14 protein-coding genes are annotated in these 16,271 nt (G+C 52.4%); 4 read left to right on the top strand and 10 right to left on the bottom strand.

Going from position 1 to position 16,271, the window contains the following annotated elements; genetic code table 11:
* Nucleotides 1-21: 21 nt before the first annotated feature.
* The 9 genes from AAZU54_RS08505 to AAZU54_RS08545 form a co-directional block, all read right to left on the bottom strand.
* The gene (locus tag AAZU54_RS08505; RefSeq protein WP_434726990.1) at nucleotides 22-897 is read right to left on the bottom strand and encodes a hypothetical protein; all 876 of its coding nucleotides are present in this window, start codon (nucleotides 895-897) and stop codon (nucleotides 22-24) included.
* A gap of 504 nt (nucleotides 898-1,401) precedes the next feature.
* Entirely contained in the window at nucleotides 1,402-2,112 is a 711-nt protein-coding gene (locus tag AAZU54_RS08510; RefSeq protein ID WP_434726991.1) for a competence protein CoiA, read from the bottom strand.
* 56 nt (nucleotides 2,113-2,168) lie between these two features.
* Nucleotides 2,169-3,494 carry a DUF4055 domain-containing protein gene (locus AAZU54_RS08515; RefSeq protein ID WP_434726992.1) on the bottom strand — a complete coding sequence of 442 codons (1,326 nt, stop codon included), beginning with the start codon at nucleotides 3,492-3,494 and terminating at the stop codon, nucleotides 2,169-2,171.
* Between the two features lie 33 nt (nucleotides 3,495-3,527).
* Nucleotides 3,528-5,093 carry a terminase large subunit domain-containing protein gene (locus AAZU54_RS08520; protein ID WP_434726993.1) on the bottom strand — a complete coding sequence of 522 codons (1,566 nt, stop codon included), beginning with the start codon at nucleotides 5,091-5,093 and terminating at the stop codon, nucleotides 3,528-3,530.
* Nucleotides 5,090-5,548, bottom strand: coding sequence for a hypothetical protein (locus AAZU54_RS08525; RefSeq protein WP_434726994.1), 459 nt, complete (start codon nucleotides 5,546-5,548; stop codon nucleotides 5,090-5,092). Before AAZU54_RS08525 ends, AAZU54_RS08520 begins: the two co-directional genes overlap by 4 nt.
* Nucleotides 5,541-6,068 (bottom strand): hypothetical protein, encoded by a 528-nt coding sequence (locus tag AAZU54_RS08530; protein WP_434726995.1) that lies wholly within the window; start codon nucleotides 6,066-6,068, stop codon nucleotides 5,541-5,543. The genes AAZU54_RS08525 and AAZU54_RS08530 overlap by 8 nt, the downstream gene beginning before the upstream one ends.
* Nucleotides 6,055-6,555: a hypothetical protein gene (locus AAZU54_RS08535; protein ID WP_434726996.1), complete on the bottom strand. Its 501-nt coding sequence runs from the start codon at nucleotides 6,553-6,555 to the stop codon at nucleotides 6,055-6,057. The genes AAZU54_RS08530 and AAZU54_RS08535 overlap by 14 nt, the downstream gene beginning before the upstream one ends.
* 20 nt (nucleotides 6,556-6,575) lie before the next feature.
* On the bottom strand, nucleotides 6,576-7,334 hold the full coding sequence (locus AAZU54_RS08540) for a hypothetical protein (protein ID WP_434726997.1): 759 nt from the start codon (nucleotides 7,332-7,334) through the stop codon (nucleotides 6,576-6,578).
* Between the two features lie 163 nt (nucleotides 7,335-7,497).
* The gene (locus tag AAZU54_RS08545) at nucleotides 7,498-9,744 is read right to left on the bottom strand and encodes a hypothetical protein (RefSeq protein ID WP_434726998.1); all 2,247 of its coding nucleotides are present in this window, start codon (nucleotides 9,742-9,744) and stop codon (nucleotides 7,498-7,500) included.
* Between the two features lie 429 nt (nucleotides 9,745-10,173).
* On the opposite strand from AAZU54_RS08545, the gene AAZU54_RS08550 reads away from it, so the two are divergent.
* From AAZU54_RS08550 to AAZU54_RS08565, 4 genes are all read left to right on the top strand, one after another.
* Entirely contained in the window at nucleotides 10,174-11,448 is a 1,275-nt protein-coding gene (locus AAZU54_RS08550; RefSeq protein WP_434726999.1) for a hypothetical protein, read from the top strand.
* A gap of 148 nt (nucleotides 11,449-11,596) precedes the next feature.
* On the top strand, nucleotides 11,597-12,178 hold the full coding sequence (locus AAZU54_RS08555) for a hypothetical protein (protein WP_434727000.1): 582 nt from the start codon (nucleotides 11,597-11,599) through the stop codon (nucleotides 12,176-12,178).
* Between the two features lie 739 nt (nucleotides 12,179-12,917).
* On the top strand, nucleotides 12,918-13,448 hold the full coding sequence (locus tag AAZU54_RS08560; protein WP_434727001.1) for a hypothetical protein: 531 nt from the start codon (nucleotides 12,918-12,920) through the stop codon (nucleotides 13,446-13,448).
* Nucleotides 13,449-13,504: 56 nt separating this feature from the next.
* On the top strand, nucleotides 13,505-14,488 hold the full coding sequence (locus AAZU54_RS08565; RefSeq protein WP_434727002.1) for a hypothetical protein: 984 nt from the start codon (nucleotides 13,505-13,507) through the stop codon (nucleotides 14,486-14,488).
* 690 nt (nucleotides 14,489-15,178) lie between these two features.
* Here AAZU54_RS08565 and AAZU54_RS08570 read toward each other — a convergent pair.
* On the bottom strand, nucleotides 15,179-16,270 hold the full coding sequence (locus AAZU54_RS08570) for a tyrosine-type recombinase/integrase (protein ID WP_434727003.1): 1,092 nt from the start codon (nucleotides 16,268-16,270) through the stop codon (nucleotides 15,179-15,181).
* Nucleotide 16,271: the final 1 nt, after the last annotated feature.

Raw genomic sequence — 16,271 nt, forward strand, 5'->3', positions numbered from 1 at the left:
CGGGCTGGCGGGGATCTGTGGTTATGACTCACGCCTTTTGGGCTTACTCAAGCGACTCTGCTCAAGCGTGTAGAGGAAAGCAGGGAAGCCTATATCAAAGACCCCAATTTCATTCTGAGCTGTGATGGCATTGGCCAGAAAATCAAACATCACGGGCGCTGTGGTATTACCGTCAGCCACTGCCTTGGCGAATGTATCGTTGGCATCTTGCTCATGGAGCTTGCGCATACCAATAACAGCTACCTGGCCTTCAGGAATTTCCTTCATCGATACAACAGCGCCGTCTGGATCGCTTGGCAAAATCTCATATTGATAAATATGGTATTTTTTTGTTTTAGGGCAGCAGATGCCAAGAATAAAATAGGCCTGGTAAGCAGAGAACATATGATTCATGTTCTGATGCTTCTTTGCCTGATTCAGAGTTGATTGTACTGAATGTTCTACCACATCAGCAATCAGCTGCGCTGATAAGAGGCTGCTAGGGCTAATATCCCGCTGCAAAAACATATCTGTCGGATAGTCACCATGGAGGAATTTACTCCCCTCGCAGACCATTGCTAACTGGTACCTGCCATCTCGAAAAGTGGGATACAAATCAGCCAAATGGTTCCGAATCGAATTCAGAATGTGCTGGGCTACCAAGGTACTGCCAGCGAATGCGATAGCGCAAGCACCTTCGTATCTGTAGCCATGATAACCCTGAAACGTTTCCTCTAGAAAGTTCACCCCGGCTACACGGATGGGCATCTCGACAACTTTCTTGAAGCCACTGACTAGCGTTGTACCCTTTTGTGTGATGCTGCTGTCAGAGACGAAGAAGATTCCCTCGCAGAACTTATTATCCAAACGACTGAAACCCATGTTGAGCAACGAGTGCCCTGCGATCACCAAAGTCACAGCATCATCTCCTGTTAGGTAGGAAGACATTATAACAGCAGGCCGTTTGACAGCAAACTACTTTAAGGTATATCCGGGCTTGGGGTATTGCACCACCCATTGCTCCAATGCGTTAATATATAGAACCACCCAAGAGAATAAAAACAATGAGCCTTTATATTTTAGTAGACATCTTCCTACTTATAACTTGTATTAGTTGTCGCTCAGCGAACTACGACCCCACCACAAAGTCGGGTAAAGCATGGATGCTCACGAACTACATTTCCGATATCTGCATCTGGTCGCTAGTAATTACGACTTTCTGCAAGATCTTTCTCCATTATTTTGGGGGACTTGTGTTGAACGACCACCAATACCTTCTAGTATTCATGGCGATATTTTTATTCTCAGCCAGTCAAGATAGCCCTTTCAAAACGTCCAGGGTTTTGAGATTTAATAAGCTGCGAGAAAAGACCTGATCCTTGCCAACCCAGAAGCCCCGCCAGCTCGCGGGGCTTTTTGCATTCAAAGATCTTGTATCACCCACCTATCACCGTTGAATACGAACCTGTTGTCGGAGACAGCTGATATGTATTCATCGAGGGTGAACACGCCCCTGGGGATTCCGATCTTTGTATTTCCTTCATTGGTCGAAAGGCTGGCATAGAAGAAATCAGGCATGGCCACCAAGGTCTCGTGCTCCTCTAGGCTCCGCTTATGGTGCACTTCAGCACGATAACGCTGATTGAATATGCGTTTAACCAAGGACTGGAACTGGTCGAACCGCACGATCCAGACACAACGAATTCCGTGGCGGGTGTATCGCTCAGTTCGACGGACGAAGTCTCGGATGTGCTGATGCGAACGTTGGATCTCTACCGCTACGGGGCCTGTGGGGGATGTGAGCATTACGTCTGCGCGCCATCGATCCTTCCCGGTGCCACCAGAAAGCTCGTGAACACCCTCAAGACCAAGACGCTTGATTGACCCGATTACCAAGTCCTTCGCCTCCTGGTGCCAGATCGTTTCTGGGGCATTCGCACACTCGCTGCCGTAGTGAGCGAAGTGATGGACACCGTTGGGGCTGGTCTTGGGGATTGCACGCGCCCCGCAGCAAGGCATGGTGTAATGGCCTGGGTTGTCCTGAGAAAACTCCTGCAACGCCCGCCAATCAGCAGGTGTGTAGTCGTCACCGTATACGGTTTTCTCTCCGGGTTCGAAAGCGTCTGGGTACATAACTGCGTCCTTCCAGGTTGGAGAACGCAGAATAGCAGCGCTTTGACATCAAACCATCAAGCGGCGACGTACTCAGTTGCCAGGCGATCGGCGTTGTCTTCTTGATTGAAGTCATTCCGGAGCACGCCCCGGCGTTTCAGCTCTGCCAGGTATTCGAACTGGCTCAGGTCACCATTCGCACGAGCGGTTGCCAGGGCCTGCAGTTCTTCAGTGCTCGCATTGATGCCGTACTCGGTGTTGATGTCGACGCTGAACGATGCAGCACTCACCCGCGAGAACCTGGCCAACATCTCAAAAACCTTCGCGATAGCCGATGCGGTGGCCGTGGCCATGCTCGCGATCTGGTTGTTATTTTCACCAGCGTTTAGGGCCCTGCCGGTGGCTGTCTCGACGACTCCGTTGTTCTGCAGCATCTCTATCCCATAAGACGCCATCTGGCCCTCCAGGTCTTGCAGGCTCTGACGTCCGGCATTTATGGCATTTCCGCTGTGCTCCACGAATTTCAGATCACTGCCGGCGTTGGCCACGATCGCACTATCGACACCGATCTTGATCTCAACGCCTTCCTCAACACCCGAGGCAAATAGTATTGGCACGCGGGCAACGTGAAGAATGTTTCGTTGGTCACTAAATTCTTGCCAGTGAGCAACGTTCATGTGAGCAAGATCGATCATCGGCGGCGGACAGAACAGCGTCCCGCGAGTCTCGGCAGGATTTGAGTGAATCGGAATGACCGGGATTTCCTGCAGGCCGAAGTCGCGCCACGGCTCAACCTGTGCGTAATCGGCACCCTCAGACTCCTGGTACAAGCTCCAAAGCACCTTCCCCCCAGAGCGCCTGAATACCCTCACGCGGGCCACATTCCGCTCACCCCATTCCCCATCCTCAACAGCCGCCACTTCCGAGATTCTGATCTCCAGCAGGCGGCCATCTTCGTCGAGCTTGTAGCCCAGGATGTCATCCGCCGACAGCCAGTACACATAGGGCTGACCACCATCAACAGGCGCATCGACACACAGGAACGACGTGCCATTCCACAGCGCATCCTGAAACACTACGCTCGCCAAAGCGCTCACCGAGGTTCCTTTGCCGTCGATATCAGAAGCGAAAAGCTCTGCAAGCTCCGGATGCCCCTCAGATGTGACACCCACAGGGCGCGAGAAAGGCTTTGAACTCAAATTCTTCACAACCCTCGCAATGAAGTTCGTGAGTACTGAGCGTTTTAGGCGTTTCGAGTATGCGGCTGGGGTCTCACCTGCCTCCAGTGGCAAGTAGTCTTGACCGGCGTTTCGCATGGCCTCGGTGCCACCCCGGAGGGCCCTGATGATCTTGCGATCGGAGAGGTATTTCGAGCAGATTTCGCTGCGGTCTTGGACTTTCATTGGTCTTTTCGACTCTTGTTATTGATGCTGCTTTTAACCCATGACCCCCGTGGTCACAGATGTGTGAGGGCGTTTCCATGTCAGGCGGTAAGCCAGGGCATCCCAGCTGTGGTCATCCGCGCCCTTGGCTACGCTGTCGGGCTCATCTTCATCGCGATACAGGTCAGGGATAGTGCGAGTTAGGAATTTGCAGCCTGAGAAGATGTAGATGTGGGGCTTTTCGGGATTGCGGTCTGCGGTGGCCTGCAGGCGCTCAAACATGATCTGTGCTGATGTGATCCGGCTGCCGGCGCGCTTGTCGGACTGCGTGAATGTGATGCCTTCCTGCGCCAATTCCTTTGCCACAGTCGGTGCGGTGCCATTGTCGACCAGGGCGCCGTTGAAGATCTGGTTGTCGGCAGGGCCAGCGGCAATGCGGGCATGATTTTTCAGCACTGTAGTCTGTAGCTTTACCTCTCTGGCCTTCAGCCGAGCGCCTATCTTGCCAGCACTCAAGAACAGGCCAAGATCCCTTTTCTGCTGCTTGCCATCAGGCGTCAGAGGCGTCCCATAGTCCTCCCCGCAGATGATCAGCGACCCCTTGGGCGGACAGAAAAGCTTGCCACCGACCGTGATCGCTTCACCGTTCGCTTCTGCAGTCCACAGACAGCAAAACGGAGTCGACTGACCGTAGTCAAAAGCGCGATCCACCTTCCACGCCGCAGGAATTTCGAAGGGCTGCAGGATGTGAATGTCTCTGTTCCACACTTTGGCGAACATTGCCGTGTCGTCCACAACCTCCCAATTTCCGTAAAGCCAGGCTTCCCTGAGCATGGGATCGGCGATGTTCATCAACCAAGCTTTGTACTCCAGGTCGACGTATTTGTTCTCAAAAACCGTCCCGAAGATCGCACAGCGCTTCCACTCGATTTCCTGGGTGTTGCCGTCCTCGTCGACCAGGGTTTTGATCGTGCGCTCGATCTCGCCGTTGCGCTTGCCGTCGATGAATCGTTCCTTGACCCACCTCTTGCCGACGCCCCAGGGGTTTGTCATTGCCCTGACTTGTTTCGGGGGCATCAGGGGCTGCCGGGCTGTCGGTTGGTACGCTGTACGTAGGGTCGAAAGGAGCTTCTCGTAGATCTCGTCGGTAGCCCAGGTCGTGAGCTCATCAAAACCGATATATGTGAACTGCTGGCCGTGGAACTTCGCTTCGTACTGCGACGCCTTTTCGATGTATTGGAAGATGAGCTGCTCACCCTCCGGGAACGTCCAGGTGCGCTCAGATTTGTTGTAAGTCGCGCCAGGGAAGAGCCTCGGGAAGACCTTTTCCGCCTCGTTGATCAGGTCGCGCAGAGCGGAATACTGACGACGAAGAATCACACCGCGCCAGTACGCGCCCCAGCCCTTACCGACGTGCTGGGCGAACCCCATTAGCAAGCATGCCGACTTCCCATTTCCGCGAGTGCCATGGAACAACACTTCGTGCACGAGCGTGTCGGGCTGGCCAACGATCAGGAACATCTCCTGGCTCGAAAGCCCTCCGGATTTGTTCTTGGTGGGCTCCCAAATCACTCTGCGAACGGCGGTGTTCAAGGCCTTGCGGGGCAACATCGCAGTCATGCCGACACACCCTCAAAGCCCTGCAGCAACGCTCCGCTTTTTGCGCACAAAGCTGGTGTTTTGCTTACAAACACAGCTTCGAGCAGGGTCAGGGATTCCAGGGATCTTGGCTCTGGGTAGCGAGGGTCTGGGTCGTGAGCTTGCTGGCCGTCCCAGTACACCGCGTGCAGGCCATAACCACTGCGAGATAGTATCGTCAGGATCGCAGGACAGCCTCGGACAATTTCGGGGTTGCAGGGGTTTCCTGGGCGACCGAGGTGGGTGTAGTACTCAGGGAATGTGACGTACTGATTTTGAATGCCAAGCTGTGTGAGAGCGTTGGCGGTGTCTATGGCAGTTGTGCCCAGGAGATCTGATTGAGGTGCGAATAGATTGAGCGCCTGTTCGTACGTCAGCTGAAGCGCGGTCGCGAAAGAGGCGATCCCACAGTCGAATCGGGTGCGCTGCTTAATCATGACCTGGCTTCCTCGCCTGTGTTGACGATTTGGCAAGGTCTACGGCTGCGGCCTGCTGCTGGATGAGGATGGCTTCGAGATCTTGACCTGCAGCGCTGCTGAGCGTTGGGATATTTGCGATGCCGGAATTCTGTTCGCCCGTGCTGTCGGTCTTGATCGTGACTTCCTTCCGATCGTAGTCACCGAACGCATCCGGCATGCGCCTGGCCAATAGCTTCTCTGCTGCTTTGACGTCTCCCATTTTGATTGCTTTCTGAATGGTGTCGATCGCGGGGAGGCAGGATAATTTCCTGGCAAGCTCAACAGACTCCACAAGCTCTACACAAAGCAACTCGTCTGGGGTCATTTCGTCCTGATCGACCTCGTCTGCGATCAAGGCCCTGCCCAGTGCTTGCCACTTGTAAAATCCCGCTTCTGAGACCCCGGCAATTGCGCAGGCGAGCTCGATGGTGGTAGTCCGCTGGACACCTTCCACGATCTTTTTAACGAGTTTTGCGGACAGCTGATTAGCACGGCGCATCGAGAAACCTCACGCCGAACTTGGCAATCATGAGGGCATCGCTGATGCCATCGTTGCACCCACGAGTGCCGTCCTTTTTCAGGCGCTTGCCCCGGTAGATCTCGTCAGAGCCAAAGACTTCGAAAGCGATCTCGCCGATTTGCTCCTTGCTCAAGCCAGTGAGGCTCTGGCCACCCCTCCAGGCCTGAGGCCGCTCTAGACGATAAGGGATACCCAGGCACTCCAGAACAGCACGGACAGCGCCATAGCCATCACCGAAACTGAAAGCCCCCACAGCCCCTTCGCCTGGCCTTGTGCCCACCAGCTCCAGTACCGCAAGGTCAATTCTGAATTGGAGAAGACGATCAAATAGAGCCCCGGCATCGACCTTATTCTTGCCGCCGATTTCTTTTACGGGCACACGAAAGCAATCGACAAGATTGAAGTTCTCATCGATCACTGCGATACCACCAGTTAGTCCGGGATCAATCCCTAGGATATGGCGCATGTTGACTGACTTTACTATTTTTATTGTACAGTTATTGTAACACCTGCTGATTGTTGTTTGTGCGCAAAAAAGCCTGGATGGCTATTCATTCCGTCTGCGCTGAGTTGTTCCTTCAGAGACGGCAGATTACGTCCGAAGTTTTGAACAAGCCATTTGTAACGATCGGACTTCCGGAAAGCGGCTTCTTGGCCCTCATAGCAATAGTCGAAGCCTTGCTTCTTGGCCCATTCCTCCATCGTCATTGAAGTGCCATCAACACGCGGCTTAACCCAGGGACATTTGATATTGCGATTTGAGAATATGAAGACGATGTGAATGTGGTTCTGCTTCGCAGCACAGATGTATTTTCTAGCAGTCTCTAGATCCGCAATAACCCCTTTGCCCTCGTAGACGATTCGATCATTTAGGGGGTCGATCCAATCTGGCTGGTAGCTATGCTCGACATAGTAAGGAATCTTGTAAGCGGAAGGCTCGTAATCGAAGCCCTTCATGCCGCCGAAATGCCCCATTCTGAATTCACTCCAGCTCCGATATGGGCGCGGGTAGCGAGGCAGGTCTGGAGTCTTGATGATTGATTCACCATCCTCAAACTTGCGCTGGTATGCCTGACGATTGTAGTCATTCCAGGGGAAGGCTTGCTCGACTTCGTAGCACGCATCAGCACATAGCTTGAGGAGCTCGTTGTCGACATTGAGATAGCCGTGTGGCTTCTGGAAGTGTTTGGCGTACGAATCTGATTTAAAGATGTCAGCAATCTTCTGCGGATCTAGACCTTTCACAATGCACTCTCTTATTCTTATTATGTGCTGCTATGATCTTATTATCGTTAATGAGCAAAACCTGGCGCAACACCTATTCGCGCCTTTTATTCAATTATCTTAATTCTTTCTTGTGTCGGACAACTTGCGATGAATTGGGGCATCCTTGCCCCCAGGCAATCCCTTAAAGCCCTGTGTATTCTTTCATTTGCTCAAGGGACTTAGGATCGATGATGTAGTAGTACCCTGACTTACCGCCATCCTTCCGCTTTGTTTTCAAACCATGCAGGGACATGATTTCGGAAATTGCGCCTTGCTTACTGCGGTCAGAGACGCTGCCAGTGTTCTTGGGCATTTTGAATCCAGCCAGGATTGCTTCGTGCCTCACAGCGTTGATTCGATCATAGAGAGCCACTGAGTCGGCTGGAGTCCAGTTGTCATTGAGCAGGCCAGTGTGCAGCTCCTGGACGAGCTCTTCGAATTGAGTGGCTGGCTTGGCGAACAGCTTGCGGTAATTGTCGAGCTTCGCTTGTCCGATGCCTTCACCCCAGAATTGAGCGTCCTGGAAAGTCAGATCCTTTCGCTTCAGGGCTTGCTGAGCCTGATAACGGATCGAGGCAAAGTGCTCAGCTTCGCTGCTGGAGCCGATCTTCTGTGTGCGCTTGGCCTGGGTTTCATTAGCAGCGGTAGCGTTAAGAAGGATCAGGGCGGTGTCCTTCTTCACTGCTCTGCGACCGGCGCTGTTCGCTTTGTAACCCTCAATGCCGAGGTCGTTGTCGTTCGTGATCATTTCCAGCTTGAATCCCTGGCGTTTCAGCTCATACGGCAGGGTTAGCTGGATGTTGTCGCGGAGCCAGCCAGTGCGAGTCATGTGGGCTTTGCGGACATCGTCGAACGCGGATTTTGCAGAAGCGTCGAACTCGACTTGGGCGATCTCTTCCCGCTTGTTTTGAGGGTTGCGCAGGCCGATCACAAACTCGCAGGCGGTGCGGTCACGGCGCATCATCTGAATTGCTGAGCGTGGTGTGACAGAGCCCTCAAACAAGCCGTAGTGGGCCTGGAAATGGCCACTGGTGATGCTCAGGGCCGAGGTGATTGCAGGTGAATAAATTACTACCTGGTGGGCTGTGGTATTGGGATTGCTGATGAAGGCTGCCTGAGCTGGCCAGCCTGCAGATTTGCTGGTGATGACCAAAGGGGCAATGCCGGTCTTTTCGAGGACTTTGCCCAGGGTCTCGGCGTCACGAGCGATGTCGATGGCGATCAGGGTGTTCTGGCCTGCCTGGGCTGCAGAGAGGGCCATGGCACGCACTTGGTCGAGAGCGCCAATCTTGCAGCTTACGTCAGAGTGGGATTGGTCGATTTCAAAGCAGTCAATGAACTCTTTGCCTTTTCGAATTAGGGACAGGCACTCGTCGTTAATGTCGGCATCAGAAAAGACCACTGATTTCGCGCTGTGTACGACGTCTTTCAACGTGTTCCACACAACTTCACGCTGCTGAACAGAGCCTTCGAAAACGTGATCGAGCACTTGGGCCGCTTCGTCGATCACCAACAGATCAACGTCCTTGATGAAATCGTCAAATTTTGCACTGATGAGTGAGTTGACAACCACCTTGAGTCCACGGGTTTTCTGCATCTGACCAGGCTGGACATCTTCGTAGTCAGTCAGGCCTGGGATGTTGATGCCCTTGACGATCGAGCGACGATGAGAAATCACGAGAACCTTCTTGCCGGCGTCAAGGAAGTCGGAGATGCAAGGGTTGATGACGAGGGAGCTTTTACCCCACCCAGTCGGGCATTTGATCAGTGCGCGACGGTCGCGACGAAGGAGAACCGATCGGAGCCAGGACGCGGAAACTGGCTTATGGACTACAGGGAAGTCATGACTATCGCTTTTTGAATCGAAGAATGCTTGAACGCGGAGTGTCTTATCAGCGATGGCCATTGCGCATTCAGTCTCACTTCTTCCGGACACCAGGGCCAGGCTCTGAACGGCAACTGCTTTGTCTCCAGCAATATATGTGTCCCGAGCCAATTCGTAAGCTGCTTTACTGAAATTGCCTTCCGTCATCTCGTTTTTAAGCACGAGCAGTGCTACATCAGATCTATTCAGCTGATAGACGTTATCTGTGATTTTCCCGGAGAGTGGATCGTAAAGGCCTGATGCGGTTTTGAATGCCGCTTCAACTGCCTGGCTAGCAGAGCTGGAAATGTTCACCAGTCTTTTAAGGCTTGGATATTCGCTCTTAATGTACTGCGTAGAATCTGTGAGGTCATCAGCTGCAACGGTTTGAAAGCCATTGATTGGGAAATCCATCCCGATAATGACCGTATTGCCAGCGCCAGTGATGTTTTGTTCGACCTGATGCATTTTGATTTCTCTCTGTATTGTTGTCGTGCTTCTGCGCACATTTGTATTGTTGAACATGAGCAAAAGACCATGCAATACCTTTCTGGGTTGACAGTTGGACATATTGAGGTATGCAAGTAACGCTCGGTTGATTGAGGGATATCAAGGTAACGCCGGGTTGATTTCGATTGCCCAAAAATGAGGCTCGGGAGTGAAGCGTAACGCAGCGTTGTGATTTCAGTTTTTCTTAACCAAATACCTTGCCATCGCCCCAGCCTGAGGGTTTGATATCAGCAAGCACCGTCAACCGCCTCCTTCCTTTTATAAAAGGAAAGACCCGTTGCGGGTGAGGAGCTTTACTTGGTTAAGAAAAACGAAAGCATCTTTCCTTTCGTATACCTCGACTTCCGAAAATGACAAGCGAGATGGGTGTTGCGCAGCCTTTTGCTCATATTCAACAATACAAATGTGCGCAGAAGCACAACAACAAGAAGAGAGATCATCACAATGAAATTCGGCATTCAAAATTCAGCAGCCACCCGCCAGGTCAAAAATTGCCAAACCGTGAACTTCAAAGAATTTTACGATAACGTCTTGCAAGCCGAGAGTGTTGTCGAAGAAAAAAGCGGTCGCACCTTTACCCCAGCGATCTTCAGACACCCTGAGCGACTAATTGAGCACGCAATGGAGCTATCGATGATCGTGCTTGACGTCGATCAAAAGCCCCGTGACGACATTATCACCCTGGAAGAGATGGAAGATGCTTTACTCGACATGAACTTTGAGCACTGCATTTATACATCACACAGTAACACTGATGAGTGCCCGCGTTTCAGGGTCGTAATGCCATTAGACACCCCAATTCAACCTGAGGCTTTGCCGGCAGTTGCAGCTGCTGTCATCGAATGCCTGGATGGTTTTTTTGATGGCCGCCTGATCAAAGTGATCGACAGATGCTGGCAGGAGGTCTCGCGCTGCTACTACACATTTATGTCACACCCTGATCGCAGAAGCGCGGCTATGAGCTTTTATAATCCCGGCAAGCCCCTGTGCGCCCTCGACCTTAAGCTATCTCAAAGCACTTACGGTCTAGACATCGAATCATCCACCCCCGGTAAGCCCCGCACCCCAGGCACAGCCGTCGGCGCAGCAGGCCGGAGCTTTGAGCTAAACCGGTATCTTGGCGGTCTTTTCCGTTCAGCCAGCGAAGAGCAGATCGTCCAAAAAATTCTGGAGGTCGACCAGGAGCAGAATCCTGGCAACGAGTACTTCCGAGATCGCGCCTATGCTCGGCACAAACCACGACCAGGAGAGAGCCAAAACGCTGCAGCCCTGCGTGCCTGCAGATCCTGGGTCAAATCCCATCTAAACTGGCTGCGCCGAAAAGCCAAGGGCATCGACACCACGATCGTCAACCGGAAGGCCCAGAGCAAAGAGCCAATGCCGACTCACGAAGCCATGATCCGCTTGAAAGACTTTAAGCCCGGCAAGACCAAGGCAGGCGGCGAAACAGCCCTGGCCGAATTCGAAATCGTCAGCGGCGAGCACGCCGGACGCCACGTTTGGCACCGTTTTTACGGCCAAGGCAATCATCCAATCGCGATCAAGATCTCCGGCGAGATGCTCGAAAAACTCAAGACCGCCGCCAACCTCCCCACCAGCAGTTTTGGCGACGTTTTGAAAGCAAAAGACGTGATTGTCCACGCCCGTATCAAGCTCAAAGCAGGAACTGGTGGCTTCCCAGACCAAAACGAGATTGGCACTTTTTTCACTGAAGCTTAAGCAACGAAGAGGCCCCGCGAGGGGCTTTTTCACGCCAGCAGCCCTTGCCACCAAACTACTTTCAGGTATACCGCCCAACACCTTGTTGCTTTCAAAACTCCTCATTGAGATAATGAAACCATAACAACAATAAGAGAGGGAAAACAACATGCCGTACTGCTTAGAAATGCTGGAGAGAATGACGAAGGATCAAAAGGTCGCGTCACTCCGTAGTTATATCGCGTATTTACAGACAGAGTGTCCTGATCCAGATTTCCTCGATGCCCTTGTATTAGTAAAGATGTTCAACGAATCTGCTATAGAGCTTGGGAGTACTAGCATCATTGACGAATCTGCAGCCCTCAATGATTTCGTCTTCAGCAAGCTCCTCGACGCACGCGACTACATTGATCGACCGTACTATGATCAGTCATTCGATTATGAAGCTACCATCCAAAAATTTGAGAGCAACATTAGCAAGGACTACACAAAGCTGCCTGTAGTCTCTGCCGCCACAATTTTTGATGCGATCAGCTTATGCCCTCTCAATAGCGATACCCCCAAAAGGGTGATTGATGAATTCATATCAAAAGAAAATGACGGAGCAATATCTCATCACGTTGTGTACAGAATGGTGGAATCAAAAGATCTTCCCGATAACTCAGTCTCAGTCACCCTGCTCAATGAGGCGACAGGAAAGAGAATTAAAGCCAACTTTAGCAGATCGGCAACTCTGCGTATTTTTGGATAAGCAAACCCCACAGAGCCCTCAACCCCAGGGGGCTTTTGCGCGCAAACTCCACCAAACTTTGCACTCAAAAAACCCAACAGTTTTTGATTTACCCCCACATACAGCGTTGCGGCAGTGTTAATATAAAGATGTAGGCAGTTCCTCTCTCTTTCTGCCTATGCCTTTATTGTTGTGTGCTGCACCAGCCCTGGCCGGGCCTCTCTCTCCTGGCCGGGGCTTTTTTACGTTGCCAATTTGTCAATTTCGTTACCATTCGTCAGAGAATGCAATGAGAGAAAGCTGGGGCAGTGTCAGACAACACCCGGAATTGCTGGGGTTGCTGGGTGTGGTTGTCTGACACTGGGCATTAATACACTTAGTTGATTATTTCACTGGCGGTTTACAGGAATATTGATTGCTCTTAGCCTTTGCTGGTCGGTTGACGACACAACAGAAAAGAGAGCGAAACATGGGCATGTATGAGCGGATTCCGAATGACTTGATCACCGCTAGCGAAGCTGCAGAGGTCTTGGGTGTGAGCCTGAACACACTGAAGACTTGGCGCACCAGGAATCCGAATTTGGGCTTCTTCCGGGGACACAATCGCGACATTCGATACTCGCTTAAGGAGTGCCAGCAGTACTACCGCCGCTCGTTCCAACGCGTTGTGCCTGGGTCTGGGCCACAATGATCCGTTCACCTACTCGACAATTTATTATCAAAAATGATAGTTTTTTGTCGAGTTGAATGAGGGCATGTGGTGAATCGAAAGCTGCTGATGGAGTCGTGCAGAACCCTGGCTGCAGCTGGCGCGTGGTGTGTGCCTGAATCCACCTTGGTCGGGTTTGCGGGCTATCCAACAAAGGATTACTTCCGGGTCGCGATGGCCAGGCATGTCAAAGCTTGCATCATCGAGAAGATCGCCCCCACGCTTTACTCAAACCCCTTCCTTAGCCCTCCTGCGGCTGGGCTGTTTCGCTTAACCAATTTTCTTCGTCCACTCGACAGCTTTTATCTGAGCTGCGAGTCAGTGCTCAGCGAGCACGGTTGGATCAGCCAGTTGCCTTTCTGCCTGACTTTCGTCACCACTGGCCGGAGCTACAGGTACAGCACGTTGCTGGGTGACATTGACTTCGTGCACACCGAGGAAGACCCTGTGTCCTGGCTAGGCCATCTCCAGCGCAATGAAGAACGCCAGGTATGGGAAGCATCACCGGAGAAAGCACTTGCTGACCTGCAGCGCTACAAGCGCAACCTTGGCCTAGTGCTGCCAGAGCATCAGCGCCCCTGATAGCCAGAAACGTTGGCATGCAATATTATCCCCGATATTTGCACCGGGGCCAGATCATGCCGAAACCTTCCGACCTGGAGCTGAAGCGAAATCAGCTTGCACGACTCAAAGCCAATCTCGACGAGTGCGGGTACCAGCTCGCTGAGCCCCTGTCTGTAGATGATCCCCATACAGCCATTTTGCGCGCAAACGCACTGTCACAGCGCCTCAGTCTCGGGATGCTGATTTCGAAGGGCGGCGAGACAAAATCGGGCCTAATCAAGCAACTGGCTCAGCTTCCCGCAGTGCACGACGTTTTCGCTTTCCAAGAAGCCCCTGAAATCCAGCTTCGAGTTGGAAAGATCGCAAAATCGGATGAGCAAACTTACGTAGAGCTCGTTGCTGAATTTACCGCTGCGCTCGCCGAACTGAATGCCATGGAGGTCGAGCAGGGGGAAGAAGTATCGAAGCCAGAGGACATTTCTGCTCGAATAGACGCTGCTCCAAAGATAGGAAGACCACCGAAGTCTCCAATCGAGAACCTAGACAGGGGCTTGGCTGAAAATTACGGAATCGCTCGCTTAGCTTTAGCGAAGGCCATGATCAACGAGGAGTCCCCAAGAAGCATGGGGCGTCCAGCACGCACAGTAGCGCAAGTAGAAGCAGACTACGCCAAGCGTAAGCACGACCTGGACACCTCAATCATCGAACTCGAAGCCAAGCTCCAGGGCGTAGAGATTCACGATCGCGCAGCAAAGATCTACCGCGACGCACTTGCCCAGTTCAAAAGGCTCGTAAAAGAACTGGTCGGTGTTGACCAAATCGAGGCCAGGGCAGAAGTAAATCGCCTGGAAGGCCATCTGAAATTCCTGAAGCAGGATCGAAAGCGCTACGTCGAACTCGGCGAGCCCGATCTGCCGCTTGAGCACCACAACTCCCCCAAGTATCACCTGTTGAGTGCAAAAGCGGAGCTAGCAGCCGTACGCGACGTATACGACCAGCTGACGCTACCTCGGGAAATCAAACGCCTGAAGGACATCGAGGCGAAGAAAGCCAAGTAGCCCCCAGCAGCTCCAGGCCCCAAGCAGATTTGTTCCCAAACACCCCGCCAGGCAGCTCCGAACGGGGTTGGGTCATGGACGGCTAGAGCCAGATCGAGCAGATGTACAGGATCATCACAAGCAGAAAGAGACGGCGACACCAATTTTTGATGGTTTCCATTTTCGATCCCCCGATTGATATATTATGGCATTTATTAACGCACGCTTTCGCTTGTCGCGCAAGGTCAACGCCCCGGTTTTGCTGGGTATCTCACGGTTTACACGCTCGCGGGGCTGCATTAGTACACCGAGTGTACTTTCAGTAAATTGCCAATTTGTCAACGATACTGGTGATTATTTCCGACAAACGGTATTGCCAGCAATTCGATTTGGCAACATATTGATTGCAGAGGGGCTGCGTGGTGTCGCCCGTTGTGAGCACTGGAATGAGAGATGAATGCGTGCGTGAAGGTCGAAGAGTTTGAGCTAGCTGTCGATGGTGCTGCTACTGAGCGAGAGCGTGCGAGGCTTGCTGAGTCCCTTGGGTATCTGACAGAAACCCAGGTTGCGATGCTCGCTGGCGTTAAAAAGTCGACGCTAGAATCATGGAGGAAGCGAGCGAAAGGGCCCGACTCTATTCTCTTCGGAAACGAGCCCCTTTACTCGAAAGCAGACGTTAAAGACTATTTCGACAGTCTCGCGCAAGCCAAATCAGACCGAACCCACATCCGAGCCGCTTTGTGAACGATCCTCGCTTGCACGGCGAAGAGCTTTCCTCCGCTCCTGGAGGTGGACTGACTCGGGATTGATGTGCGTATACCGACGCAAGGTCTTCCAATCCTTATGCCCTGTGAAAAGCGCTACAGATTCGATATCAAGCTCGCGGGCAAACAGATCTGTCGTCGCTGTATGCCTGAGGTCATGAAAACGCAAATCCCCAATTCCAAGAGCCTGGCAAGCCCTGGTAAACGAAGCACTCACTGAGCGATGGTTGTATGGAAAGAGTTGACCTCGCCTCCGGCCTCCCATGGCTTTGAGAATCGGCTCAACAAAGTCATCAAGAATTGGAACAACGCTGTGGTTACCCTTTTTGTCAGTAGGGTGCTTTCTATCTCTTACCACCATCACGCGACGTTCCAGGTCGACATCCTCAATGCTCAGAGCACAGATTTCTTCTTGACGCAGCGAAGTCAGGGTTGCGAACTCCATTACAGCAATCATATCAATCTGAGCGCGTTGCATTTTCCTGTAGTGCCCTGCCAGCTTCTCGATTTCCTCTGGGGAAGCGACTCTCGTTCTCTCTGTCGATCGAACCCTCAACCCCCTCTGCTTCAGTGACCTTTTAACATCAACGGTGATATCAGGGTTGACGTTCAGCTTGCGGACATAGCGAGCCCAGCTCAGAACAGTACGGAGATAGGCCAGGTCGATGCTGATTGTCACTCCGCCAGCACCATCCTTTACGCGTCTGTCGACGAAATCACGGACGATGGCCTCCGACAGAGATCTCAGCTTCACATGACCGATCTTGCGTTTGAACGACTTCAGCACAGCGGCCTTGTTCTTGCCGAACGGCTTTACCCCTCCAACATCTTCTTCGTACCGAACAATCAAGTCCTCTAGATTGGCGTCCTTTGGCGGATCGATGTACTCACCAGTTCCAGAGAGCTTGAGCTGCTGCTCGATTTCCTTTGCCCATTTCCTAGCGGTTTTTTCGAGATCAAAGGTCTGCGCCCTGTAGAATCCCCCGATCCTTACCTGAGCGCGGGTCTTGCCCGAGGGAAGTCGTGTAAATGTCGCCATG

The sequence above is a fragment of the Pseudomonas sp. Je.1.5.c genome, from assembly GCF_051129895.1.
In the GTDB taxonomy this organism is placed as follows: Bacteria; Pseudomonadota; Gammaproteobacteria; order Pseudomonadales; family Pseudomonadaceae; genus Aquipseudomonas; species Aquipseudomonas urmiensis.